Here is a 22,650-nt window from a genome sequence, read left to right on the forward strand (position 1 = left end):
ATGTGCCTGATCGCGAGGGCCGTGACGGAGAGGTCACTGCCCTCGCTTTTGCTTTACGTCCACCCATGAACAAATGCGGCGCGTGGCCTCGCGGCGGTTCGATACGATGAACCGCATTCACAATCCGTTACGTCACGTTGTACCGCACATAGGAAATGGAGCATCCGAGGATGGCTCGACACCTGATCACCAGCGCGCTTCCGTACATCAACGGGATCAAGCACCTGGGCAACATGGTCGGGTCGATGCTTCCGGCGGATGTGTACTCCCGGTACCTCCGCCAGCGCGGCCACGACGTCCTCTACATCTGCGCCACCGACGAGCACGGCACCCCCGCCGAGCTCGCCGCCAAGGAGGCCGGCGTCTCGGTCTCCGCGTTCTGTGCGCAGGCCCACGACGCCCAGAAGGCGGTCTACGACGGCTTCGAGCTGTCCTTCGACTACTTCGGCCGCAGCTCCTCCGCGCAGAACCGCGAGATCACCCAGCACTTCGCGCGCAAGCTGCAGGAGAACGGGTTCATCGAGGAGCGCGCGATCCGGCAGGTGTACTCGCCGGTCGACGGCCGCTTCCTGCCGGACCGCTACGTCGAGGGCACCTGCCCGCACTGCGGCTACGACAAGGCCCGCGGCGACCAGTGCGAGAACTGCACCCGCGTCCTGGACCCCACGGACCTGATCGAGCCCCGCTCGGCCATCTCCGGCTCCACCGAGCTGGAGGTCCGCGAGACCAAGCACCTCTTCCTCCTGCAGTCCAAGCTCCAGCACGAGGTCGAGGCCTGGGTCGCCGAGCACGAGGAGGAGTGGCCGCAGCTCGCCTCTTCCATCGCCCGCAAGTGGCTGACCGAGGGCCTGCACGACCGCGCCATCACCCGTGACCTCGACTGGGGCGTGCCGGTCCCGGCCGACACGTGGCCCGAGCTGGCCGCCGAGGGCAAGGTCTTCTACGTCTGGTTCGACGCCCCGATCGAGTACATCGGCGCGACCAAGGAGTGGTCGGACCTGGACCCGGAGAACCGCGACTACACGTCGTGGTGGTACGAGGCCGAGGACGTCCGCTACACCCAGTTCATGGCCAAGGACAACGTCCCGTTCCACACGGTGATGTTCCCCGCCACCGAACTGGCCACCCGCGAGCCGTGGAAGAAGGTCGACTACGTCAAGGCCTTCAACTGGCTGACGTACTACGGCGGCAAGTTCTCCACCTCGCAGAAGCGCGGCGTCTTCACCGACCAGGCGCTGGAGATCCTCCCGGCCGACTTCTGGCGCTACTTCCTCATCGCCAACGCGCCCGAGTCCGACGACTCGTCGTTCACGTGGGAGCACTTCCAGGCCACCGTCAACAAGGACCTCGGCGGCACCCTCGGCAACTTCGTCAACCGCGTGCTGACCTTCTCCCGCAAGAAGTTCGGCGACGAGGCCCCCGCGGGCAGCCCCGCCGGCGAGGCCGAGGCCAAGCTGGGCGAGCAGATCGCGGAGCTGCTGGCCGAGTACGAGGGCCACATGGACACCCTCCAGTACCGCAAGGCCGCGGCCGCGCTGCGCGCCCTGTGGTCGGCCGGAAACGCCTACCTCGACGAGAAGGCCCCCTGGACGGAGGTCAAGACCGACCTGGAGGGCGCCGCGCTCACCCTGCGCACCGCGATGAACCTCATCCACCTCTACTCGGTGGTCTCCGAGCCGTTCATCCCGGCCTCGGCGCGCGCCATGCGCTCCTCGTTCGCGCTCGCCGACGACACGGCCACGTGGATCACCCCGGAGCAGGCGCGGTCCCTGGACGCCGTTCCGGCCGGCGCCCCGTTCACCGTCCCGCCGGTGCTGTTCGCGCGGGTCACCGAGGAGGACCTGGAGTCCTACCGCGAGCGGTTCGGCGGCAACCCGGAGGCCTGAGGCCGGAGGGCCCGGAGGTCCGGAGGCCCGAGGCCCCTTGAGGCCCGGTGACAGCTGAGTGAGGGGCACGACCCGCCGGGGTCGTGCCCCTCTCGCATGCCCGCAGGGAGGACGGGGGAGGGGCGAGGGTAGGGGAAACCCCACCGCTGACCGTCCACCTGGCCGTGCAGACCCGACCGGGGCCGCGCGGCTGGAATGGGCCCATGATCCCTTCCCGTACCGCCCGGTGGGCCACCGGCTGGTTGCCCTGGTTGCTCGCCGCCGCGTGGGCGCTGTCCTTCCCGCTGTTCTCCTCGCTGGCGCCGCACCGGCTGTGGGGCTGGTGCGCCGCCGCCGGATACCTCGGGGCCGCCGCGGCCACCGCACTCGGCCGCCGTCGCGCGGCGCTCGCCGCCGCCCTGCTGGGCGCCGTCGCCGTACCCCTCCTCTGGCTGGTCCTGACCGGCCAGGGGCAGTCGGAGGTGACGGTCATCGAACGGTCCGGACGGCTCCTGCTGGAGTCCGGCCGGCTCTACGTCGACCGGCCCGGGCACGTCGAGGAGTACACCCCCTACCTGCCGGGCATGGCGCTGCTCGGCGTACCGCGGGCGCTGCTCGGGGGCGACGGTGGCGGTGACGGCTGGGTGGTGCGGCTGTTGGGGGACGCCCGCATCTGGTGCGCGGTCGTGCTGTTCGGCTGCCTGGGGGCGGCCCGGCGGCTGCTGGTCGGTGGGGCTGGCGGCGGGACCGGCCGCGGGACCGGCGGCGGGACCGGCGCCGGACCGGTCGGTGGGGCGGTCCGGCTGCTGCCCGTCCTCGTGGCCTCGCCGGTGGTGGCCCTGCCCCTGGCGGTGAGCGGGGTGGACCTGCCGCTGGCCGGGCTCTGCTGCCTCGCGCTGGCAGCGGCCGCCGCCGGGCGGCCCGTCCATTCCGGGGCGGCCCTCGCCGGGGCGTGCGCACTGAAGTGGACGGCGCTGCCCGCGGTCGCGGTGGCCGTCGCCCTGCTCGCGGTCTGCCGGGGCGGGCGGCCGGCGGTGCGCTGCGCTCTGGCGGCGGCCGGCGGCACGGCCCTGCTGGTGCTGCCGGCCGCACTGCTCCAGCCGGCGGAGCTGTGGCGCCAGGTCTTCGCCTTCCCCACCGGGCGGGCGGAGGTGCCGACCCCGGCGAGCAGCCCGCTGCCCGGGCGCCTCCTGGCCGAACTCGGGTCCTGGGGATGGTACCTGACGGTAGGTCTGCTGCTGGCGGGGGGCCTCGCGGTGGCCCTCTCCCTGCTCGTCCGGCCGCCGCGTACGGTGGTGGCCGCCGCAGACCGCCTCGCCCTCGGTCTCGCGCTGGCCTTCCTCCTGGCCCCGGCGGGCCGCTTCGGGTACCTGGCGCTGCCGGTCCTGCTGTCGGTCTGGGCCCGCTCGGTGGCCGTACCGGGTGTCTCGCGGGTGGTGGCGGGCTCGTTCCGGCTCCGACCCTCGGACGGGCGGCCGCGGGTACGGAACGAGCGGTAGGGAGGACGTTTCGCCTGACGGCCCCCTGCGCATTGGCTCGTTGCACTAGCCTTCGCTCCGTGGATCAGCTGATCGCCGAAGACCCGAGCCGCATCGGACCGTACCGCCTGATCGCCCGGCTGGGTGCGGGTGGCATGGGCCTGGTCTACCTGGGCCGCTCCGAGGGCGGCCGAACCGTTGCCGTGAAGGTGGTCCAGACGGAGTTCGCCGGGAACCCCGAATTCCGCAGGAGGTTCGCCCGCGAGGTGGCAGCCGCGCGGCGGGTGGGCGGCAGCTGGACGGCGGCCGTGCTCGACGCCGACACCGAGGCCGCCGTGCCCTGGGTGGCGACCCAGTACATCCCGGGGCCGGACCTGCAGACCGTGGTCGCCCGGCAGTTCGGCCCGCTGCCCGAGGACTCGGTGCGGACCCTCGCCAACCGGCTCGCCCACGCCCTGCGGGCCGTGCACGAGGCGGGCCTGGTCCACCGCGACCTGAAGCCGTCCAACGTGCTCGTCACCGTCGACGGGCCCCGCGTCATCGACTTCGGCATCGCGCGGGCGATGGACAGCCTGACCGGCGACAGCCTGCACACCCGCACGGGCATGCTGATCGGCTCACCGGGGTTCATGTCCCCGGAACAGGTCCGCGGCCTCGAACTGGGCCCCGCCAGCGACGTCTTCTGCCTCGGCGCGGTCCTCGTGTACGCCGCCACGGGACGCATGCTCTTCGGCGCGAAGGACACCGGTCTGAACGCCCACCTCTTCCGGATCGCCGAGGAGGAGGCGGACCTGACCGGGGTACCGGAGTCGCTGGTCGAACTCGTCGGCGCCTGCCTGCACAAGGACCCGGCCCTGCGGCCCACTCCCGAGGAGGTGGCGGCGCGTACGGCAGCGGACGCCGTCGGGGAATGGCTTCCGGGCGCGGTGCTGGCCCAACTGGGCCGCCATGCGGCGCGGCTGCTGGACTACGCCCCGGCGTCCCCGGCGGGAGTCGGAGCCGGCGGCGGGACCCCTGCCGAGGGGACCCCAGTCGAGGGGACCCCCGTCGAGAAGATGCCGGACCCCCGCCGCGTGCCGGCGCAGTCCCGGCAGGACGCCCCTCCGCCCGTGACACCGCCCCTGCCGCCCGTGACACCGCCCCCGCCGCCCGCGTATGCCCCCACGGCGCCCGGTCGCTTCGGTCCCGCGGACGGCTTCGGTCCGCCCCCGGGCCCCCTCCCCGGCGACCCGTCCGTCCCCGCACCCCCGCACCCGAGGCGCTGGTGGGGCCTCGCGGTCCTCGCCCTGACGCAGCTGCTGGTGCTCGTCGAAGCGGCGCACTTCAACCTGCTGGTTCCGCAGATCCATGGCGACCTCGCCGTCAGCGCCGACGGCCTTGTCCCGATCTTCAGCGCCTACCTGGTCGCCCTCGGCGGACTGCTGCTGCTCGGCGGGCACCTCGTCGACCTGCTCGGGGCCCGACGGATGCTGGTGGCCGGCCTGATCGGATTCGCTGCGGCCGACGTGCTCGGCGGCGCGGCCGGCAGCTCCGGACCGCTGATCACCGCCCGCGCCCTCCAGGGTGCCTTCGCCGCCCTGCTCGTCCCGGCCTCGCTGTCCCTGGTGGCCACCGGATTCACCGACCCCCGGGAACGCGGGCGGGCCTTCGGGATCTACGCGGCGGTCGCCGCGGGCGGCGGTGCGCTCGGCGTGTTCACGGGCGGGTGGCTCGTCGAGACCCTGGACTGGCGCTGGGCCCTGTGGTCGGTCGTCCCGCTCGCCGTGCTCGCGCTGATCGGCGCGCTCACCCTGCTGCCCGCCCGTCCGGGCCGTACCGGCGCCCGGTTCGACGGACTCGGCGTACTCCTCGGCACGGCGGGATCCGCCGCCCTCGCCTACGGCCTCGCCCGGGCCCAGACGACCGGCTGGGCCGTCGTCCCGAGCCTGCTCCTGCTCGTGGTCGGCGCCGCGCTGCTCGCCGCCTTCCTGTGGTGGCAGGCCGGAACGTCCGGCCCGCTGCTTCCGGCGTACGTCCTCGCCGACCGGAGCCGCCTCGCCTCCCTCCTGGCCGTCCTCTTCACCGGCGTCGCCCTGGTCGCCCTCCTCCCGGCCCTGGGCTTCTTCGCCCAGCAGATCCGCGGCGAGGGTCCTGCCGCGTCCGGGACGGCCCACCTGCCCCTGGTCGCCGCGGCCCTCGTCGTCGCCACCCAGGTCTCCGCCCGCCTGCTGCCCCGTGTCGCGCCGCGCGTCCTGGTCCTGCCGGGCCTGGTGGTCGCCGCCCTCGGGCTGGCCCTGCTGGCCGGTGTGGGGGGTGCGTCCACCTACGCGACCGGGGTGCTGCCCGGCATGCTGCTCACCGGCATCGGCCTGGGCCTGGCCCTGGCCCCGCTCTACGCCACCGCGACCGCCGGGGTGGCCCCGCGCCACGCGGGTGCGGCCTCGGCGGCCCTCGGCGCGGCCCACTACCTGGGCCAGTCGATCGGCGGGGCGGTGCTCGGCACCGTCCTGGTGAGCCGCCTGAGCCAGGTCTCGGACGACACCGACGTGTTCGCCCGGATGCTAAGCGCCTACACCACCACCCTCTGGTGCGGGGCCGGCGCCCTCCTGCTCGCGACCCTGCCGGCCGCCCTGCTGCTCAGGACCCCGCGTCAACAGGGCGGCGAGCGACGGCTTGTGCACAGGTACTGATCGGCGGCGACGGCGCCGAGACCGTGCCGCGAGACGGCGGTCTCCGGCTCGTCGACGGCCGCACCCGTAGGGAGATCCCCCTCGCGGTGGTCCAGGAGGCCGTACCGACGGCGGGCGCCACGTCGAGATCGTGCTCACCGACCGCGCCGTGCACCGCGTGAACGGCGGAAACCCGACGGCCGCCACCGCCTTCGCCACCGCCCTGACCGCCGAACTCCCCGCGTGGCGCGGGATCGCCGGCAGGTGATCAGCGCCCCGATCGCCCCGGCGATCACGCTCGCCCCCGACGCAGGTCTGTTCTGTTCCTCGCGGTGAACGCGACGCTGCGACGCTGGTCCACCTCGCGCCGAAGCGGCGCGGGATCACCGTGGCCGCCTGGAGCACCCTGCTCAGGCCGGCCCCCTCGCCTTCGGTGCGCTGCCGCTCCCCGGTGGACTGAAGCGGCGCTCGCGAGGCGGACCTGCCGGCGAGACCGCGAGGTCGACAGAGCCTACGATTCCTGGCCCGACAGGTGGGCCAGGACCGCCAGGACGCGGCGGTTGCCCTCCGTGGCGTCCAGGTCGAGCTTCATGAAGATGCTGGACGCGTGTTTGACGACGGCGGCCTCGGTGATGAACAGCCGGGCCGCCAGGGCCTGGTTGTTGAGGCCCGAGGCCATCAGGGTCAGCACCTCCCGCTCGCGCGGGGTCAGCCGGGCCAGCGGCCGCTCCTCGGACTGCCGGCTGAGCAGGACCCGTACCACCTCGGGGTCGATGACCGTGCGGCCCTCGGCGACCTGCTGGAGGGCGTCGAGGAACTCGGCCACCTCGCCGACCCGGTCCTTGAGGAGATAGCCCAGCCCGGCCGCGGAGGAACCCGTGAGCAGCTGGGTGGCGTAGGCCGTGGCCACGTACTGCGAGAGCACGAGCACGGGCAACGAGGCGTCCCGGGAGCGGAGTTCGAGTGCGGCCCGCAGACCCTCGTCGCGGAAGCCGGGCGGCATCCGCACATCGGTCACGACGGCGTCCGGTCGTTGCGCCTCCACCGCCCGCACCAGCTCATCGGCGCTCCCGACGGCGGCGAGCACCTGGTGGCCGCCGCGGGTGAGGAGCTCCGTCAGCCCCGCGCGCAGCAGTACGGAGTCCTCGGCGAGGATCAGCCGGAGCACGGGACCTCCACCCGGAGTCGGGTCGGTCCGCCCACCGGACTGGACACCACCAGCCTGCGCTTCAACATCGCCACCCTGTCCGCGAGTCCTGCCAGGCCCGCTCCCGCGCCGGGATCGGCGCCGCCGCGACCGTCGTCGGTGACGGTGAGAGTGAGCCGGTCACCCTCGACCTTACCGACCACGGCGACGCGCGAGGCACCGCTGTGCTTGGCCGCGTTGGCGAGCGCCTCGGTGACGGTGAAGTACGCCGTGATCTCCACCGATTCGGCCAGTCGGGGCACGTCGAGGTCCACGGTCACCGGTACGGGATGGCGCAGGGCCACTTCGGCGACGGCCGCCGCGAGCCCGTGGTCGGTGAGGACCTGCGGGTGGATGCCCCGTACGAGCTCGCGCAGTTGCTCCAGGGCGACCTTGGCCTCCCCGCGCCCCCGGGCCACCAGGGCGGCGGCCCCGGCCGCCTGCGGGATGCCGCGCAGTTCCAGCTCGGCGAGGCCGAGCGTCATGCTCAGGGCGACCAGCTGCTGCTGCGCACCGTCGTGCAAGTCCCGCTCGATGCGCCGGCGTTCGGCCTCGAAGGCGTCGACCAGGCGGACCCGGGAGCGGGTGAGCTCCAAGATCCGGTCGGCCTCCACGCGCGGTCCGAGCAACAGGCGGGCGGTCTTCACCTGGGCCGCGGCGAGCAGGGCGCCCGCGTACGCCGCCACCAGCATGCCGACCAGTCCGACGGCCGTGCCGCCCAGGGCCTCCAGCGGCCCGGAGACCGGCCGGCCGGGGATCAGCATCACGTGGTCCGGGGCGATGGCCCAGACGATCGCCGGGGTCGCGACGAGGATCAGGGCGAACGCCAGCAGCGCGATCACGGCGAACCCGGCCGCCCCGAACACCGGCCCGAGCAGGGTGGCGTACGCGAACTCCCGCCAGGTGGCCCGTTCCCGCAGCCGGGTCCGCAACCAGGCCGCGGGCCCGGCCCCGGCGAGGGAGGCGTGCGGGTCCGGTACGGGCTCGGGTTCCACGCACCGCAGCCGCCACCGCTCCAGCGCCCCCAGCGGTACCCCGGCGACGACGGCGCCGAGCAGGAGCAGCAGTCCGATCCCGACGACCGCCAGCGCCACCCCTACCCCGAGGAGCAGGACGAGGACGACCAGCACGGGATAGCCGATGAGGAACCCGCTGACCAGGTACGCCCAGCACCGCCAGGGCCACCACGAGCCGAGGAACCGCAGCGGCCGGCGTATCGCGGCCAGGAGGGCGACCGGCGGAAGGCCCGCCGGTTCGTGGAGGGGCGTGGAGTGGGACATGTCTCCCCAGCCTAGGGGGTGTCCAGGGGTGTCCTGGGCGGCGGCCCTGCCGATCGGCCGCGGAGCCCTCCACGGTGCCGAGGACGGAGAAGACCAGCATCACGGCGGCGATCAGCAAGGTGCCGCGGTGGCGCAACCGGTGGGCGAGGCGGGCGATGCCGCGGTCGACCGCGGCCAGGACGGTCAGCGCGCTCGGAAGGCTGAACCCCTTGCCCGCGGGCTCCTGCGGGGCCGGCGACGGAGCCGGATCGGCGGGGGCCGGGGGAGCCGTGCTCAAGGGGTGCCCCGGCTGTCCGGTTCCATCCGCCACCATCCCTGAGGGGGCCCGCCGGTCCGCTCCCCCGATCATGGAGCGGGGGCGGGGCGGGTGCTGCGGTGGGCTGCGCCTGGCGGGTGAACCGGGGCGCTGCGGCGGCTGTCAGCCCCCGGTGCGTACGAAGGTCCGCACCGCCGTGTCGAAGTAGCCCCGGGCCTCGTCGCCCTGGCGGACCGGCGAGGACACCCACACGTCGTACAGGCGGCCGTCCTCCTCCCAGCACAGGTCGCGGGTGTGCCGGGGGCCCTCGGTCGTCGAGAAGCCGTCCCAGGTGAACAGCCAGAGGGCGGCCTGCCGGCCGTTCTGCGAGGTGGTCACGACCTCGGCGTCACGGTAACCGGGGTTGGTCCCAGGCCCCTTGGCATGGGCCCGCTGATGGACGGCGAGCGGGCCGCCCGATTCGGGCTCGGCGACCTTGATGCCGATGCGGAAGGTCTCACCGGGTGACATGTAGAAGATCCGCGGACCTTCCACCTTGCGGGTGAAGCCGAGCGGTACGGCGAGCGAGAATCCCTCCGGGTCGGTGACGACGCGGTAGCCGGCGGGAGCGGGCTCGTCGTCGGACGAGGGGGAGCCCGTGTCGATCCGCTCGCCGGGGGTGGCGGGGGCGGCGGTGGCGGGGGCGGCGGTCCCGGTGGCGGGCGCGTGCGGTCGGCCGGCCGCCCCGCTCGTGGACGTCTGCCCGCCCCGCTGGCCGTCGTTCATGAGCAGCGCGGCGGACACGCCCGCACCGGCGATCGCGGCCACCAGCAGACCCGCGATCAGCGCCGCCCCCGGCCGCCGCTTCCCGGGGGCGCGTACGGGCCCGGGCGCGGGTACGGCGGCCGATACGGGCGTCGGCGCGGACACCGGGGTCGCGCCGGGCCGTGTCGGGTCGTGCGGGACCGGAGCGTGCGGGGCGGGCATCGCAGTGGGCGCGGCCGGGGCCGGGTTCTGCGGGGCGGGGTCCTGCGGGGCCGGGGCGTACTGCGTCGGGGTGTACTGGGCCGCCGCCTCCGCGCAGGCCCGCAGCATCTGCTCGGCCCGCTCCGCTTCGAGCCGCCCGGCCGGATCGCGCTCCAGCAGCCCCCGCACCACCGGCAACAGCGCGCCGCACGCCTCGGGCGGCCGGATCTCGTCGAAGACCACCGCGTGCAGGATCCCGCCGAGCGAGTCCCGGCGGAACGGCGAGGCGCCGCTGAGGGCCGCGCACAGCAGGGCGCCCAGCGACCACAGATCGGCTTCGGGTCCCGCCGGCGTCTGCCCCGACATCCGCTCGGGCGCGGTGTACTCGGGGGAACCGACGAAGGACCCGGTGGTGGTCAGCGTCGTGGCGCCCGACACCTGCGCGATGCCGAAGTCGGTGAGCACGGGCCGTCCGCCCGGCGCCTCCAACAGCACGTTCGCCGGCTTGATGTCCCGGTGCAGCACCCCGGCCGCGTGCGCCGTGCGCAACGCGCCGATCAGCGCGATCCCGATCCGGGCCGCCTCGACGACGTCCACCGGGCCGGTCCGGGAGAGCCGGTCGGCGAGGGAACCGCCCTCGACCAGTTCCATGACGATGTACGGGAGTTCGCCGTCCTCGACGATGTCGTGCACCACGATGATGTGGGGGTGCTTGAGCTGCGCGGCCGCCCGTGCCTCGCGGAGCGTGCGCTCACGCTGGTGCCGGGCCTCGTCCTCGGACAGCGCGGGATCGAGCGCCACCTCCTTGACGGCGACGTTCCGGCCGAGCAGCTGGTCGGTGGCGCGCCACACGATGCCCATGCCACCGCGTCCGAGCTTGGCGTCCAGCCGGTAGCGCCCTGCGATCAGCCGGGCGTTCGCCCCCTCGGTCCCCATGGCGACATCATGCCGCATCGCGGATGAGCACCCGTCCGCGGCGTGTCGAAGCCGCCCCTTGATCGTTTCTTCAGCGGTAGCCCTTACTTCTGCTGCGGATTTCGGGAGGCGCGCGGTGACCGCTTGGCAATACTTCGCCGGGGCGGGCCTGGTGGCGGCACTCTGCCCGCTGCACGGCCACGTGGCGGTCGCGGGCGAGGGAGACGGCGACGGCTACGGCCACGGCTACGGAGCCCGCGTCGACCTGTGCGTGCCGGCCGGGCAGCCGGAGAGGCCGGTCTTGCGGCCTCCGTCCGGGTGGCCCTCCGTCCGGGTGGTCGTGCCCGGCGCCGACCGGCCGACCGTGCGTCACCCGGGGCGGCCCGCACAGTCCGCCACCCCCGCGGAACGGCCCGTGCGGCCGGTCGGGCCTGCGCAGCGGCGTCCGCCCGGCGCAGCGGTGGAGCCTTCCGCGCAGGCAAGGGCCGGGCGGTCGGAGCCGCCGGAGCCCGCGCCGGGTCCCGAGGGCCGGGACGAACCGGCGTCGGCCGACGCACCCGCCCCGCCCGCGGCCAGGGCCGCCGCCGCACGGGTGAGCGCCTTTCACGTGCGTCCGTACCGCTCGGTGGCCCTGGAGCGGCGCGGCCCGGGCGGGATGTCCACCATGACGCTCATGGTCGTCGTCACCACTCCGGCCGTACTCGCCGCCGCCGCCCTGCGCCCCCGTTCCAAGAGCCGCGGCTGACCGCCGCCGAACCCTTCGCACCCCCGTCCACCGATCCACCGATCCACCGATCCGTCGAACACCGATCCGCACCGGGAGAATCCACGTGTCCGAATGGCTGGTCCTGGCCATCGCCATGGCGCTCGTCTGCGCCCTCGTCCTCGCCATCACCGCGATCCGGCACCGCCGGGCCGCCGCCGACGAGGACACCAGCGAAACCCCCGATGTCATCGAGTACATGACGATGATGGTGGGGGTGGTCTACGCGATCGTGCTGGGCCTGGCCATCGCGGGCGTCTGGGAGGCGCGCGGCGCCGCCGAGGACAGCGTGCGCCGTGAGGCCCAGGCCCTGTACGAGGTCACCCAGCGCGCCGACGTCTACCCGGCGGCCGTCCGCGACCGGATCCGGGGCGAGGTGGACGCGTACGTCTCCCACACCGTCGCCGTGGACTGGCCGCTGCTGACCTCCGGCGACAGCGCCTCGCCCGAAGGCGCTGCGCTGCTCGGCAAGTTGCGCACCGACGTCACGCACCAGAGCCCGGCCAACGAGCTCCAGGCGCAGGCCTACCAGCCGCTGCTGGACCACATCGCGGCCGCCGACGACGCCCGGCACTCGCGGACGCAGAGCTCCGAGTCCACGCTGCCGGGCGTGGTGTGGTTCGGGCTGCTGGTCGGCGGGCTGGTCACGGTCGGGCTGATCTTCACCCTGCAGATCCGACGCTCCGGACGGGAGTTGCTGCTCGCCGGGCTGTTCAGCGCGCTGATCGTGTTCCTGCTCTTCATGGTGTGGAGTTTCGACGCGCCGTACGGGCGGGAGGGGATCGACTCGGCCGCACCGTTCCAGGACCTGTTCCCGGCCACGGCGTCGGCGGCCGTCGCCAGCCGCTGAGGGCCGGCGGACTCCCCGTCCGCCGCTACGCGGTCACCTCGCGCCGGACCGCTTGCACCACCGGCGAGTGCCGCAGTGCGTGGGAGATCCGCAGCAGGTCGCGCGGGCCGTCGGCGGCGTCGAGGACGGTCTCCTCGTCCTCTCCGATGACCTTTCCGTCGGGGTCGGCGGAGCGGGCCCGTACGGCGGCCGCGACCATGGCGGCCTCGGCGACGGCGCGGGCCGTCTCCTCGTCGGCACCCGCGGCGACGGCGCTCTCGTAGGCGCCGTCGCCGAGGCCCTTGTCGAAGTACGGCCCGAGGTGCAGGAAGCCGTCGTGGATGTCCGACTCGCGCTGGATCACCCGTAGTTCCGCCGCGGACCACCAGGCCATCTGGACGGAGGGGGTGCCGCTGGGCGCGGAGATCTGCACCTCGTGCCAGAGCGGGCCGAGCCGGCGGTACGTCGCCCAGGTCTGCCAGTGGTCCGACAGCCGCTGGCAGACGAGCGGGACCACGAAGCCCATCGCGCTGATCAGCGCCCCGAGGGAGGCGAGCGGCGGAGCGGCGAAGGTGCTGAGGCCGTCCAGGTCGTGACCCGACCAGCGGGCGACGACCGCGGTCATCTTGGTCGCGTCGTAGGAGAGGTTGAAGATGTAGCCGATGACGATGATCACCAGGCCGACCCGCAGCCAGCCGCGGACCTGGAGCGACCAGCGCCAGCACAGGACCACCATCACCACCGCGGCCACGCAGTGCGCCAGCAGGTAGAGGGCGATCATGTGGCCGATGTAGGGCGTGTTCGCGTAGTAGGTGTCGAAGTCGCGCAGCCGCTCCACCGGGGTCTCGCCGAGGGCGAAGAGCATGATCAGGGAGAGGACCACCGCGCTGTAGCCCAGGATCCAGCGGCGCGAGACGAGCCGGGTCTGTTCGGGCGGGCCGCCCCGCCAGTTGACCATCAGGACCAGGCAGGAGGCGCTGAACGCGGTGATCAGGCAGTAGACCAGGGGGGCCGAGACGTTGACGATCCCGGTCCAGCGGTTGACCGCAGCGATGGTGGGCGGGGCCGCGAAGGTGAACACCGCTCCGGCCAGGGTCAGCAGGGCGACGACCGACCTCAGGAGGGGGTCGCGCCAGTTGTGCCGCAGGGCCGGCAGCTTGAAGGCGAGTGAGACCGCCATCGCGGCCGCCGGTATGTAGTAGTCCTTGCCGTTCAACGCTCTTTCCTGTGCCCCCGGTAGCCCAGCGAAGCCTCGATCCGGCCCGCCAATTGATCGCGCTGGACCGGAGCGCGGTGGCTCGCCGATCCGGCGAGCCAGTTCCGACACCGACTACCCAGCAGTAAGCCGAAGGTTTCGGCCTCGGTCTCCTCTCGGACGTCGGCGCGCGTGCGCGCGGCGACGCGGCGCACCGTCTCGCCGATGTCGGCCTCGTCGGTCAGCAGCCGCGCGGCGACGGCGGCGCCGTCGACGTGGTGGCTACAGTGGCCGGCCTTCATGTGCCACAGCTCGTGGCCCAGGATCACCAACTGGTGGTCCGGCGCGGTGCGTTCCTCGATGACCACGAGATCGCGGTCCGCCATGTCGAGCCACAGGCCGCTGGCCGTCCGCGGCGGGAACGAGGCCATCCGGAAGTCCACCCGGCGACCGCGGTGTCTGCTCATGCCCTCGCAGAGGGCAGCGTAGAGGTCCACGGGTTCCACGGGGGCGGTCAACCGGATGCCGGCCACCAACTCCCCGCACAACCGCCGCTGCTCTCTGCCTATGCTCACCGTTCTCCCCGTCGGCGCGGATCCGGATCAGGACTCAAGGATCAGACCCAGACTTTCGACTGGGTCAGGATTCGTTCGGTTTGACGCTTTCGAGGAGCATGTCCAGCCATTCGGTCACCTTGTCCCGGTGCTTGTCGCTGGGCAGTTGGGCGGCGCGCCAGGCGATGCCCCGTACACCGTGGTTCTGGAGGAGTCTTGCCAGTGGATCGCCCGCCGATGCGGCCGACGCCGGTACGGTTTCCCGCGCCCGCCCCGCGAAGTCCTGGAGCAGCTGTTGCTCGGTCCGCTGGAGCGCGTCGGTCAGGGCGTCGGCGTCGTGCGCCGTGAGGAAGCCGGCGTGCACTCCGAAGAACCGCTGGATCGCGTCGCAATGCTCCATGGTGGGGCGTCGGTCGCCGTTGATCAGCGCACCGGCCTGTTGCCGGGACATGCCGGCGCCGTCCGCGATCTCCTGCTGGGTGTAGCGGCGGCCGTTCGCTTTGACGCGGGTCCGCCGGAGCAGGTCGAGACGCTGGAGGAACCGGGTCTGTAGATCGGGTTCGCCGGCCGGCCTGCCGTCGAGCAGGGTCCTGACCACGTCCGTGGGTACGCCGGAGGCCTCGGAGAGCCGCCGCAGGTCGAAGACCTGGTTCAGGTCGCGGCCCATCTTGCCCGCGAGTTCGGCGACACGCGTGATGGTGGCTGCCATGGGTGCGTCGGCTACCGCGACGGGAGCCGGGAAGCCGTCTGTCACCAGTGGTTCTCCTAGATCGCGCGAAGTCGGTATGGGCACATGGTCGGCTTCTGGAATCTAGCCGCTCTTTCCTAGAAGGGCTAGAACGTGCCACAGCTGTGGCGGGAATGAGCTGTCAAGAGGCTGGAATTGCCACAATAGTTGACACTCGAATGAAGTCGGTAGCAGGATCGCCACACGGAAATGAAGATCCAGACCGGAGGAGGGGGAGCTCTCAGTGCCACATCTCGCAGCGGTGGGCCCGTCCGATGGACTCGCCCGAGCCGTTGAAGAGCGCCTGGCGGGCGAAGAACCCGCCCGCGGCGCCGTGCGGTCGGAGCGACGCAAGGAGATTTTGCGCCAGCGCCGCGAGGAGCTGGGCCTGAGCCAGGAAGACCTCGCCGCCCGGCTGCGCATCAGCGTGCGCGCGTACGGGAACTGGGAAAGAGGCCTGGTCAAGGAGTGGACGGACCGCAAACTCCTCGCCCTGGCCGAGGCCTTGGAGATGAGCGAGCGGCAGTGCTTCTGGCTGTTCCGCGTCATGGTCGACCGCGACCCGCCGCCCACGTGGCGGGCCGCCGAGGAGAACCGGCTGCCCGAGGACCCGGCGCAGCGCGACTACCTGTGCGACTACGCGGCCCTCATGGAGTCCGTGCCGTACCCGAGCTTCCTGGTGGACCACCGCTGGGACGTGGCCCTGACCAACTCGGCCTTCGACCAGCTCTTCCAGTCGGTCAGACCGCACCCGACGGCCCTGCCGGACGACAACTTCCTGCGCTTCGTGCTGTTCCACCCGGACGCGGCCGCCGTGCTGGAGGACCACGAACCCGCCTGGTGCGTACCGCTGCTGGCCCAGTTCGCGACCGCGCTGGCCGGGGCCCCCGAGGACGAGGGGCTGCGCAGCATCCGCCAGGAAGTGGCCCGTGACCCGTTCATGGAGGCGGCCTACCGGTACGGGGTGCCGCACTGGCTGAGCACGCACGGGGCCGACGCCGCCGAGCTCGACGGGGCGGTGCGCACCGTGCGCCACCCCGACCCGCGGTGGGGGCTGGTGCGCTGCCGGATGGTGGCCGAGACCACTCGGATGCTGGGCGAGATGGGACTGACCCGGATCACCCTGATCCTCTCGACGCCCACGGGTACACCGACGGGCCCCGTCCGCAGCGGCGCGGGCTTCACGCAGCAGCAGGGCGCCAGGCTGCGCGCCGTGCCGTCGCCGGTGGAGTGACCGACCGGGGCAGACTGGTGCCGGCGGACGTGAGCCGTGGCTTCCGCGTCACCGATCGCGTCACCGATCGTGTCACCGATCGTGGCACCGGCCGGCACGGCGGCGCCGGCAACGGGATCTGCACGGGCGAAAGGCGGTAGGGGCGTGCGGCTGACGATCCTCGGCGGGGGCGGCTTCCGGGTACCGCTCGTCTACGGAGCGCTCCTCGGCGACCGCGCCGAGGGCAGGGTGTCCCATGTGACCCTGTACGACGAGGACCCGGCGCGGCTCACCGCCATGGCCCGGGTGCTCCGCGACCAGGCGTCGGCCGCATCGGCGGCCGATCCGGCGGTCGAGGTCCCGGCCGTCACGGTCACCAGGGACCTCGACGAAGCCCTGCGCGGGGCGGACTTCGTCTTCTCCGCCATCCGCGTCGGCGGCCTGGAAGGGCGTGCCACGGACGAGCGGATCGCCTTGGCCGAGGGAGTCCTGGGCCAGGAGACGGTGGGCGCGGGCGGGATCGCGTACGGCCTGCGGACCGTGCCGGTGGCGCGCGAGATCGCCCGCCGGATCGCCCGTACCGCCCCCGAGGCGTGGGTCATCAACTTCACCAACCCGGCCGGGCTGGTCACCGAGGCCATGGCCGAGGAACTCGGCGAGCGGGTGATCGGCATCTGCGATTCCCCCGTGGGCCTCGGCCGGCGCATCGCCCGGCTGCTGGGCGCCCGCCCGCAGGAGGCCTGGATCGACTACGTCGGCCTCAACCACCTGGGCTGGGTGCGCGGGCTGCGCATCGGCGGCCGCGACGAGCTGCCCCGGCTGCTGGCCGACACCGAAGCCCTGGAGTCCTTCGAGGAGGGCCGGCTCTTCGGGGCCGAATGGCTGCGCTCGCTCGGCGCGATCCCCAACGAGTACCTGCACTACTACTACTTCAACCGTGACACGGTACGGGCGTACCAGGAGGCCAAGCAGACCCGCGGCGCCTTCCTGCGCGACCAGCAGCGCGGCTTCTACGCCGAGGCCGGCCGGGCCGGGGCGCCGGCCGGGGCGGCGCTGGCCGCCTGGGACCGTACCCGGGCCGAGCGCGAGGCCACGTACATGGCCGAGAACCGCGAGGCGGCGGGTGCCCCGGAGCGCGAGGAGAGCGACCTCGAATCCGGGGGCTACGAGAAGGTCGCGCTCGCGCTGATGCGGGCCATCGCCCGGGACGAGCGGGCCACACTGATCCTGAACGTCCGGAACCGGTCTACGCTCTCCGTCCTCGACGCCGAGGCCGTCATCGAGGTGCCCTGCCTCGTCGACGCGAACGGCGCCCACCCGGTGGGCGTCGCACAGCTGCCCCTGCACGCCGTGGGCCTGGTGACGGCGGTCAAGGCGGTCGAGCGGGAGGTCCTGGCGGCGGCCGCGAGCGGTGCGCGGGCGGACGCGGTCAAGGCCTTCGCGCTCCATCCGCTGGTCGACTCGGTGGGGGTGGCCCGACGGCTGCTCGACGGGTACGCGGCGGAGCACCCGGGCCTGGCCTACCTGCGCTGAGGCCCGGTCCACCTGCGTCGAGCCCGGCGGGCGGTTCCCCCGTACGGCTCAGCGCCACATGCGCCGCGGCGGGCGCGCTGTGACAGTGCGAAGGTGACCACTGCCCCCGCCACGGCCCCCGCGCCCCCCGAGATCGACCGGCGGCGGCGCAACGTCATCTTCGGCACGATCATGCTCGGCGTGCTGCTGGCGGCGCTCGACCAGACGATCGTGGGCACCGCGCTGCCCACGATCGTGGGGGACCTGGGCGGCGGTGACCACATGTCGTGGGTGGTGACCTCCTACCTGCTCGCCGAGACCGTGGCGACGGTCCTGGTCGGCAAGTTCGGTGACCTCTTCGGCCGGAAACTGATCTTCCAGATCTCCGCCATCGTCTTCATCAGCGGCTCCTTCCTGTGCGGCCTGTCCAGCAACATGACCCTCCTGATCGTGTGGCGCGGCGTTCAGGGCATCGGGGCCGGCGGTCTGATGGTCACCGCGATGGCGCTGATCGCCGATGTGGTGCCCCTGCGCGAACGCGGCAAGTACCAGGGCATGATCGGCGCCGTCTTCGGGGTCGCCACCGTGATCGGCCCGCTGCTCGGCGGGTTCTTCACCGACCAGCTGACCTGGCGGTGGTGCTTCTACGTCAACGTCCCGATCGCGATCCTCGTCGTCATCGCGGCGGCCAAGACGATCCCGGCGGTCCGGGCCTCGGGCAAGCCGGTGATCGACTACCTGGGCATCGCGCTGGTCGCCGTCGGCTCCAGCGCGCTGATCCTGGCCACCAGCTGGGGCGGGAACGAGTACGGCTGGACCTCGCCGGTCATCATCGGCCTGTTCGCGGGCGGCGCGGTCGCGCTGGCGCTGTTCTGCCTGGCCGAGACCCGTGCCGCGGAACCGATGCTGCCCATGCGGCTCTTCCGCAATCCGGTCTTCTCCGTGTGCACCGTCCTGAGCTTCGTCGTCGGGTTCGCGATGCTCGGCGCGATGACGTTCCTGCCGACGTACCTCCAGTACGTGGACGGGGACTCGGCCACGATCTCGGGCGTCCGGACCCTGCCCATGGTCATCGGCCTGCTGATCGCCTCCGTGTTCAGCGGCAACGTGACCAGCAAGACCGGCCAGTACCGGATCTTCCCGATCGTCGGGAACGCGGTCATGGGCATCGGCCTGTACCTGCTGTCGCGGATGGGGCCCGGGACCAGCACCCTGCTGGAATCGCTGTACATGTTCGTGTTCGGCGTGGGCATCGGCCTGTCCATGCAGGTGCTGACCATCGCCGTGCAGAACACCGTCGACTACGCCGACCTGGGCACGGCCACCTCGGGCGTCACCTTCTTCCGTACGCTCGGCAGCGCCTTCGGGACGGCGGTCTTCGGAACGATCTACGCGAACCACCTGGGGCCCGGACTGGAGGCGGCGTACGTGGAGGCGGCGCGGCTCTCCGGGCAGGATCCGCAGGAGCTGGCCAGGGCCGCGTCCACCCCGGAAGGGGTGCACCGGCTCGATCCGGCGGTCGCCGCCCCGGTGATCGACGCGTACGCGCAGGCCCTGCAGACCGTGTTCCTGTACACCGTCCCGGTCGCCGTGGTCGGTTTCGTCGTGGCGCTCTTCCTCAAGCAGGTGCGGTTGCGCGACAGCGCCCGGGCCGGCTCCACGGACATGGGAGACGGGTTCGGCTCACCGGCCACGGCCTCGGGGGACTCGGCCAAGCTGCTGGAGCTGGCCGTCGGCAAACTCGTACGGAACATGGGCGCGGACACGGCGCGGGGGATCGTCCGGGATTCCGACACCCGGCTGGACATCGCGGGCGCCTGGGCGGTGATGCAGGTGGAGCTGATGACCCGCACCATCGGCCACGCCAGTCTCGTACTGATCGCCGGCCGCCGGTCCCTGCCGCCCGAGGTGCTGATCCCGGTCTACGAGCGGATGGCGGACGAGGGCTTCGTCAGCCGCGAGGACGGCTTCGTCACCCTCACCGCGGCCGGGCAGCGGGAGGCCGACGTGATTTCGAAGGCGTGGGCCCAATGGCTGGGGGACCAGTTGGAGAAGGACCGGGGGCGGCCGCGGAGCGCCGAACTGCGGGTGGCGTCGGACGCGATCGCCAAACGGTTGCTCGCGGAGGACCTGGGGGAGGGCAACTTCGCGCCAAAGGTGGTGGTGCGGCGGTAGACCCCGGCCCGCAACGGAACCTCGCGGATCCGTCCACCGTCCTCCCCTACGAGGCGGTGGGACAGCCGGACCGCAGACGGACGACGGGGGGCGCTCGTGAGGATCACACTGGCCGAGGAGATCATGCTGCTGTCCCTGGACGACGAGTCCGGGGCGGCGCGGCAGCGGCAGTCGGCGGGCTGGGCCGTGGCGGGCGCGCTCCTGCTCGAACTCGTCCTGGCGGAACGGGTGTCGGTGTCGGGCAAGTACCTGGAGCTCAGGAGCACCGAGTCCACCGGGGAAGAACTGCTCGACGGCCGGATCCGGTTGATGGAGGCCTGGCTGCGCAGCCGCGGCAAGCGCCGGGCGTCGGACTGGCTGACGAAGGACCAGCCCAAGGCGGTCGGTGCCGCCCTGGAACGACTGAGCGAGCGCGGGCTGGTGGTCGCGCAGGTGCACAAGGTGTTCGGGGTGTTCCCGCAGCGCCGCTATCCGGAGGCGGACGGCACGGTCGAGCACGCCCTGCGCGAGCGGCTCCACGCAGTCGTCATCGGCGGCGCCGAGCCGGACGAGCGCACGGCGGGACTCATCGCCCTGATCCACTCGGCCAAGCTGCACCGGCTCGCCTTCCCCGGCCGGGAGCCCGACGAGGTGAGCGCGAGGACGGCGCAGATGGCCGAAGGCCAGTGGGCGGCCGAGAGCGTGCGGGCGGCCATCCGGGACATGCAGGCCGCGATGGTGACGGTGACCACGGTGACGGTCCTGACGGCCACCACCTAGACCGAGCACCGCGGACGTTCAGGCACTCGGCGCCGGCGGCGGCGTCGGCGCCGGGTTCGAGGTCGGGTAGGCGTACGAGGCTTCGTCGTGCGGCAGCGTGGTGAGGTCCGGCCGCCAGGCGCGCAGCACGGCCGCCGACGGGGCGTAGAGGGCCGAGGGGATCTCGGCGGGGGCGAACCACTGCCAGCGGGTGATCTTGTGGGGTTCGGTGACGGCCGGGACGCCCTCCGCCGAGGTGGTGACGGCGGCTGCCGTCAGCCTGGTCAAGCCGGACTGCGCGTCGATCTGTACGGACAGGATCCGGATCGACTCGGGGGCCGCCCGCAGGTCCGTCTCCTCGGCGAGTTCCCGGGCGGCCGCCTGCTCGAAGCCCTCCCCGGGGTCGACCTTGCCGCCGGGCAGCTCCCAGCGGCCGTCGTGCGCCTGACCGAGCAGCACCCGGCCGTCCGCCGCCAGGACGACCAGTCCGACACCGACGACGGCATGCGGCTGCGGCGCGGCCCGCTCGGGGCGTTCGTGGGAGGTGCTCATGGACGTCCTTCCGAAGGAGGGGTGGGCCGGGCCCGGACATGGATCCGCTCGCCCTGGGGGCCGAAGAGGCTGAGGAACTCCGCCGGCTGGGGACCCGCGTTGAAGAAGGCGTGCGGGGTGCGGGTGTCGAACTCCGCGGCCTCACCGGGGCCGAGGACGAGGTCGTGCCCGCCGAGCAACAGCCGGATGCGTCCCGAGAGCACGTACAGCCACTCGTAGCCCTCGTGGACCTGTAGTTCGGGCTCGGGCGGCGGACCGTCGAGGGGCGGCAGGATCTGCTTGAAGGCGTGCACCCCGCTGAACTTCCGGGTCAGCGGCACATAGGTGCTGCCGTGCCGGACGAAGGGCCGCGGGCGGACCCGGGGGTCCCCGGTCTCGGGCGCGCCGACCAGCTCGTCGAGCGCCACCCGGTGCGCCCTGGCCAGTGGCAGCAGCAGCTCCAGCGTCGGCCTGCGCTGCCCGGACTCCAGCCGGGAGAGGGTCGAGAGCGAGATGCCGGTGGTCTCGCTGAGCTGGGCCAGCGTGGTGCCGCGCTGTCGGCGCAGGGCGCGCAGCCGCGGGCCCACGGCGGTGAGCACGCCGGCGAGTTCCTCGTCCTGTTCCTCGGTGGCCATGGATCCATTTGCCGCTTCAGCAACAACATTTGTCAAGCGGGCCGCCGTGGGCGGACCCTCGCAGGTATGGACAACGCAAGCGACAGCTCCTTCGACGTGGTGGTCGTGGGCGGTGGGGCCGCCGGGCTGGCCGGGGCGCTCACCCTGGTCCGGGCCCGCCGTACGGTACTGGTCATCGACTCCGGCAGCCCGCGCAACGCCCCGGCTGCGCACATGCACGGGTACCTGGGGCAGGACGGGGAGAGCCCCGCCGCACTGCTGGCCAAGGGGCGTGCGGAGGTGACCGGCTACGGCGGGGAGGTCCGGCCGGGCACGGCCGTCGCCGCGGACCGGCTGCCCGACGGGGGCTTCCTGGTCCGCTGCGGGGACGGCAGCACCGCCGTGGCGCGCCGGCTGCTGGTCGCGACCGGCCTGGTGGACGAGCTTCCCGCCGTGCCGGGCCTCGGGGAGCGTTGGGGGCGGGACGTGCTGCACTGCCCGTACTGCCACGGCTGGGAGGTCCGCGACCAGCCGATCGCGGTACTGGCCGACGGGCCCCTCGCCGTGCACCAGGCCGAGCTCTGGCGGCAGTGGAGCGATCGGATCACCCTGCTCGCGCACACCTGGCGGCCCACCGCCGAGGACCGGGAACTGCTGGCCGCCCTCGGTGTCCGGGTCGTCGCGGGCGAGGTGACCGGTCTCGCGGTCCGGGGCGAGGAGCTGACCGGGGTGACCCTGGCGGGTGGCGCCGTGGTGGAGTGCCGGGCCCTGGTGGTCGCCCCGCGGTTCACCGCCCGCTCGGGTGTCCTGACCGGCCTCGGCCTGCCGACCACGGTCGTGGAGCGGGACGGCCGGGCGATCGGCACCTGCATCGCGTCGGATCCGGCCACCGGAGCCACCGCCCTGCGCGGGGTCTGGGTCGCGGGCAACGTGACCTCCCCGCTGGAGAAGGTCCCGGGCGCGGCCGCCCAGGGGGTGCGGGCCGCGGTGGCCATCAACACCGACCTGATCGAGGCGGAGACCCGGCGGGCCGTTCGGGCCCACCGCGCGGGCGCCGGAGTGTGAGCCGGCGTACGGGCTGGGTTTCGGTGTCCGGTATGCGGTACGCGGTACGCGGTGCGGGGTGTGTGGGGAGGGGCCGCTCGGGGCGAGCACTGGAGCGCTTTTCGGACATCTGTGCGGGTTTCGGTCGGCCCTCGCCCGTGCAGGCTCTGGGCGGTGTGATC

General features: G+C 73.1%; 18 protein-coding genes. 10 read left to right on the forward strand and 8 right to left on the reverse strand.

Going from position 1 to position 22,650, the window contains the following annotated elements; genetic code table 11:
* The first annotated feature begins 170 nt into the window (after positions 1-170).
* The 3 genes from metG to OG594_RS35095 all read left to right on the forward strand — a co-directional run bounded on the left by metG (position 171) and on the right by OG594_RS35095 (position 6,012).
* A complete protein-coding gene (gene metG / locus OG594_RS35085; protein ID WP_266606408.1) occupies positions 171-1,886 on the forward strand; it encodes a methionine--tRNA ligase in 1,716 nt (571 codons plus the stop codon).
* A gap of 203 nt (positions 1,887-2,089) precedes the next feature.
* Positions 2,090-3,364, forward strand: a complete 1,275-nt coding sequence (locus OG594_RS35090) for a glycosyltransferase 87 family protein (RefSeq protein WP_266606409.1) — start codon at positions 2,090-2,092, stop codon at positions 3,362-3,364.
* Between the two features lie 59 nt (positions 3,365-3,423).
* Positions 3,424-6,012, forward strand: a complete 2,589-nt coding sequence (locus OG594_RS35095) for a bifunctional serine/threonine protein kinase/MFS transporter (protein WP_266606410.1) — start codon at positions 3,424-3,426, stop codon at positions 6,010-6,012.
* Between the two features lie 490 nt (positions 6,013-6,502).
* On the opposite strand, the gene OG594_RS35100 is transcribed toward OG594_RS35095, so the two are convergent.
* The 3 genes from OG594_RS35100 to OG594_RS35110 form a co-directional block, all read right to left on the reverse strand.
* Positions 6,503-7,159, reverse strand: coding sequence for a response regulator transcription factor (locus OG594_RS35100; protein WP_266606411.1), 657 nt, complete (start codon positions 7,157-7,159; stop codon positions 6,503-6,505).
* A complete protein-coding gene (locus OG594_RS35105; RefSeq protein WP_266606412.1) occupies positions 7,147-8,457 on the reverse strand; it encodes a sensor histidine kinase in 1,311 nt (436 codons plus the stop codon). Before OG594_RS35105 ends, OG594_RS35100 begins: the two co-directional genes overlap by 13 nt.
* A 418-nt stretch (positions 8,458-8,875) precedes the next feature.
* A complete protein-coding gene (locus tag OG594_RS35110; RefSeq protein ID WP_266606413.1) occupies positions 8,876-10,594 on the reverse strand; it encodes a serine/threonine-protein kinase in 1,719 nt (572 codons plus the stop codon).
* Between the two features lie 115 nt (positions 10,595-10,709).
* On the opposite strand from OG594_RS35110, the gene OG594_RS35115 reads away from it, so the two are divergent.
* Both OG594_RS35115 and OG594_RS35120 read left to right on the forward strand, forming a co-directional pair.
* Positions 10,710-11,318: a hypothetical protein gene (locus OG594_RS35115; RefSeq protein ID WP_266606414.1), complete on the forward strand. Its 609-nt coding sequence runs from the start codon at positions 10,710-10,712 to the stop codon at positions 11,316-11,318.
* Positions 11,319-11,403: 85 nt separating this feature from the next.
* Positions 11,404-12,186: a DUF4239 domain-containing protein gene (locus tag OG594_RS35120; protein WP_266606415.1), complete on the forward strand. Its 783-nt coding sequence runs from the start codon at positions 11,404-11,406 to the stop codon at positions 12,184-12,186.
* 25 nt (positions 12,187-12,211) lie between these two features.
* Here OG594_RS35120 and OG594_RS35125 read toward each other — a convergent pair whose 3' ends face one another.
* The 3 genes from OG594_RS35125 to OG594_RS35135 form a co-directional block, all read right to left on the reverse strand.
* Entirely contained in the window at positions 12,212-13,381 is a 1,170-nt protein-coding gene (locus tag OG594_RS35125) for an MAB_1171c family putative transporter (RefSeq protein ID WP_266606416.1), read from the reverse strand.
* A complete protein-coding gene (locus OG594_RS35130) occupies positions 13,378-13,935 on the reverse strand; it encodes a toxin-antitoxin system, toxin component (RefSeq protein ID WP_266606417.1) in 558 nt (185 codons plus the stop codon). Before OG594_RS35130 ends, OG594_RS35125 begins: the two co-directional genes overlap by 4 nt.
* A 64-nt stretch (positions 13,936-13,999) precedes the next feature.
* Positions 14,000-14,668 carry a helix-turn-helix transcriptional regulator gene (locus OG594_RS35135; RefSeq protein ID WP_266606418.1) on the reverse strand — a complete coding sequence of 223 codons (669 nt, stop codon included), beginning with the start codon at positions 14,666-14,668 and terminating at the stop codon, positions 14,000-14,002.
* Positions 14,669-15,002: 334 nt separating this feature from the next.
* Here OG594_RS35135 and OG594_RS35140 point away from each other — a divergent pair, with 334 nt between their 5' ends.
* The 4 genes from OG594_RS35140 (at position 15,003) to OG594_RS35155 (ending at position 20,300) form a co-directional block, all read left to right on the forward strand.
* Complete coding sequence (locus tag OG594_RS35140; protein WP_266606419.1) at positions 15,003-15,875, forward strand: helix-turn-helix domain-containing protein; 873 nt, start codon at positions 15,003-15,005, stop codon at positions 15,873-15,875.
* A gap of 144 nt (positions 15,876-16,019) precedes the next feature.
* Positions 16,020-17,387, forward strand: coding sequence for a 6-phospho-beta-glucosidase (locus OG594_RS35145; RefSeq protein WP_266606420.1), 1,368 nt, complete (start codon positions 16,020-16,022; stop codon positions 17,385-17,387).
* 171 nt (positions 17,388-17,558) lie between these two features.
* Positions 17,559-19,541, forward strand: coding sequence for an MDR family MFS transporter (locus OG594_RS35150; protein ID WP_266606695.1), 1,983 nt, complete (start codon positions 17,559-17,561; stop codon positions 19,539-19,541).
* 96 nt (positions 19,542-19,637) lie between these two features.
* Entirely contained in the window at positions 19,638-20,300 is a 663-nt protein-coding gene (locus OG594_RS35155) for a GPP34 family phosphoprotein (RefSeq protein ID WP_266606421.1), read from the forward strand.
* Between the two features lie 18 nt (positions 20,301-20,318).
* Here OG594_RS35155 and OG594_RS35160 read toward each other — a convergent pair whose 3' ends face one another.
* A complete protein-coding gene (locus tag OG594_RS35160) occupies positions 20,319-20,831 on the reverse strand; it encodes an NUDIX hydrolase (protein ID WP_266606422.1) in 513 nt (170 codons plus the stop codon).
* Positions 20,828-21,445, reverse strand: a complete 618-nt coding sequence (locus tag OG594_RS35165) for a helix-turn-helix domain-containing protein (RefSeq protein WP_266606423.1) — start codon at positions 21,443-21,445, stop codon at positions 20,828-20,830. The genes OG594_RS35160 and OG594_RS35165 overlap by 4 nt, the downstream gene beginning before the upstream one ends.
* A 66-nt stretch (positions 21,446-21,511) precedes the next feature.
* Here OG594_RS35165 and OG594_RS35170 point away from each other — a divergent pair, with 66 nt between their 5' ends.
* Complete coding sequence (locus OG594_RS35170) at positions 21,512-22,489, forward strand: NAD(P)/FAD-dependent oxidoreductase (RefSeq protein WP_266606424.1); 978 nt, start codon at positions 21,512-21,514, stop codon at positions 22,487-22,489.
* The last annotated feature ends 161 nt before the right edge of the window (positions 22,490-22,650 follow it).

Origin of the sequence: Streptomyces sp. NBC_01214 (genome assembly GCF_026340975.1) — a bacterium.
GTDB lineage: Bacteria > Actinomycetota > Actinomycetes > Streptomycetales > Streptomycetaceae > Streptomyces.

Bases quoted from the DNA above. Each gene is read 5' to 3' on its own strand.
- metG (WP_266606408.1), top strand. From the start codon at position 171: ATGGCTCGACACCTGATCACCAGCGCGCTTCCGTACATCAACGGGATC.
- OG594_RS35090 (WP_266606409.1), top strand. From the start codon at position 2,090: ATGATCCCTTCCCGTACCGCCCGGTGGGCCACCGGCTGGTTGCCCTGG.
- OG594_RS35105 (WP_266606412.1), bottom strand. From the start codon at position 8,457: ATGTCCCACTCCACGCCCCTCCACGAACCGGCGGGCCTTCCGCCGGTC.
- OG594_RS35110 (WP_266606413.1), bottom strand. From the start codon at position 10,594: ATGGGGACCGAGGGGGCGAACGCCCGGCTGATCGCAGGGCGCTACCGG.
- OG594_RS35150 (WP_266606695.1), top strand. From the start codon at position 17,559: ATGCTCGGCGTGCTGCTGGCGGCGCTCGACCAGACGATCGTGGGCACC.
- OG594_RS35160 (WP_266606422.1), bottom strand. From the start codon at position 20,831: ATGAGCACCTCCCACGAACGCCCCGAGCGGGCCGCGCCGCAGCCGCAT.
- OG594_RS35165 (WP_266606423.1), bottom strand. From the start codon at position 21,445: ATGGCCACCGAGGAACAGGACGAGGAACTCGCCGGCGTGCTCACCGCC.
- OG594_RS35170 (WP_266606424.1), top strand. From the start codon at position 21,512: ATGGACAACGCAAGCGACAGCTCCTTCGACGTGGTGGTCGTGGGCGGT.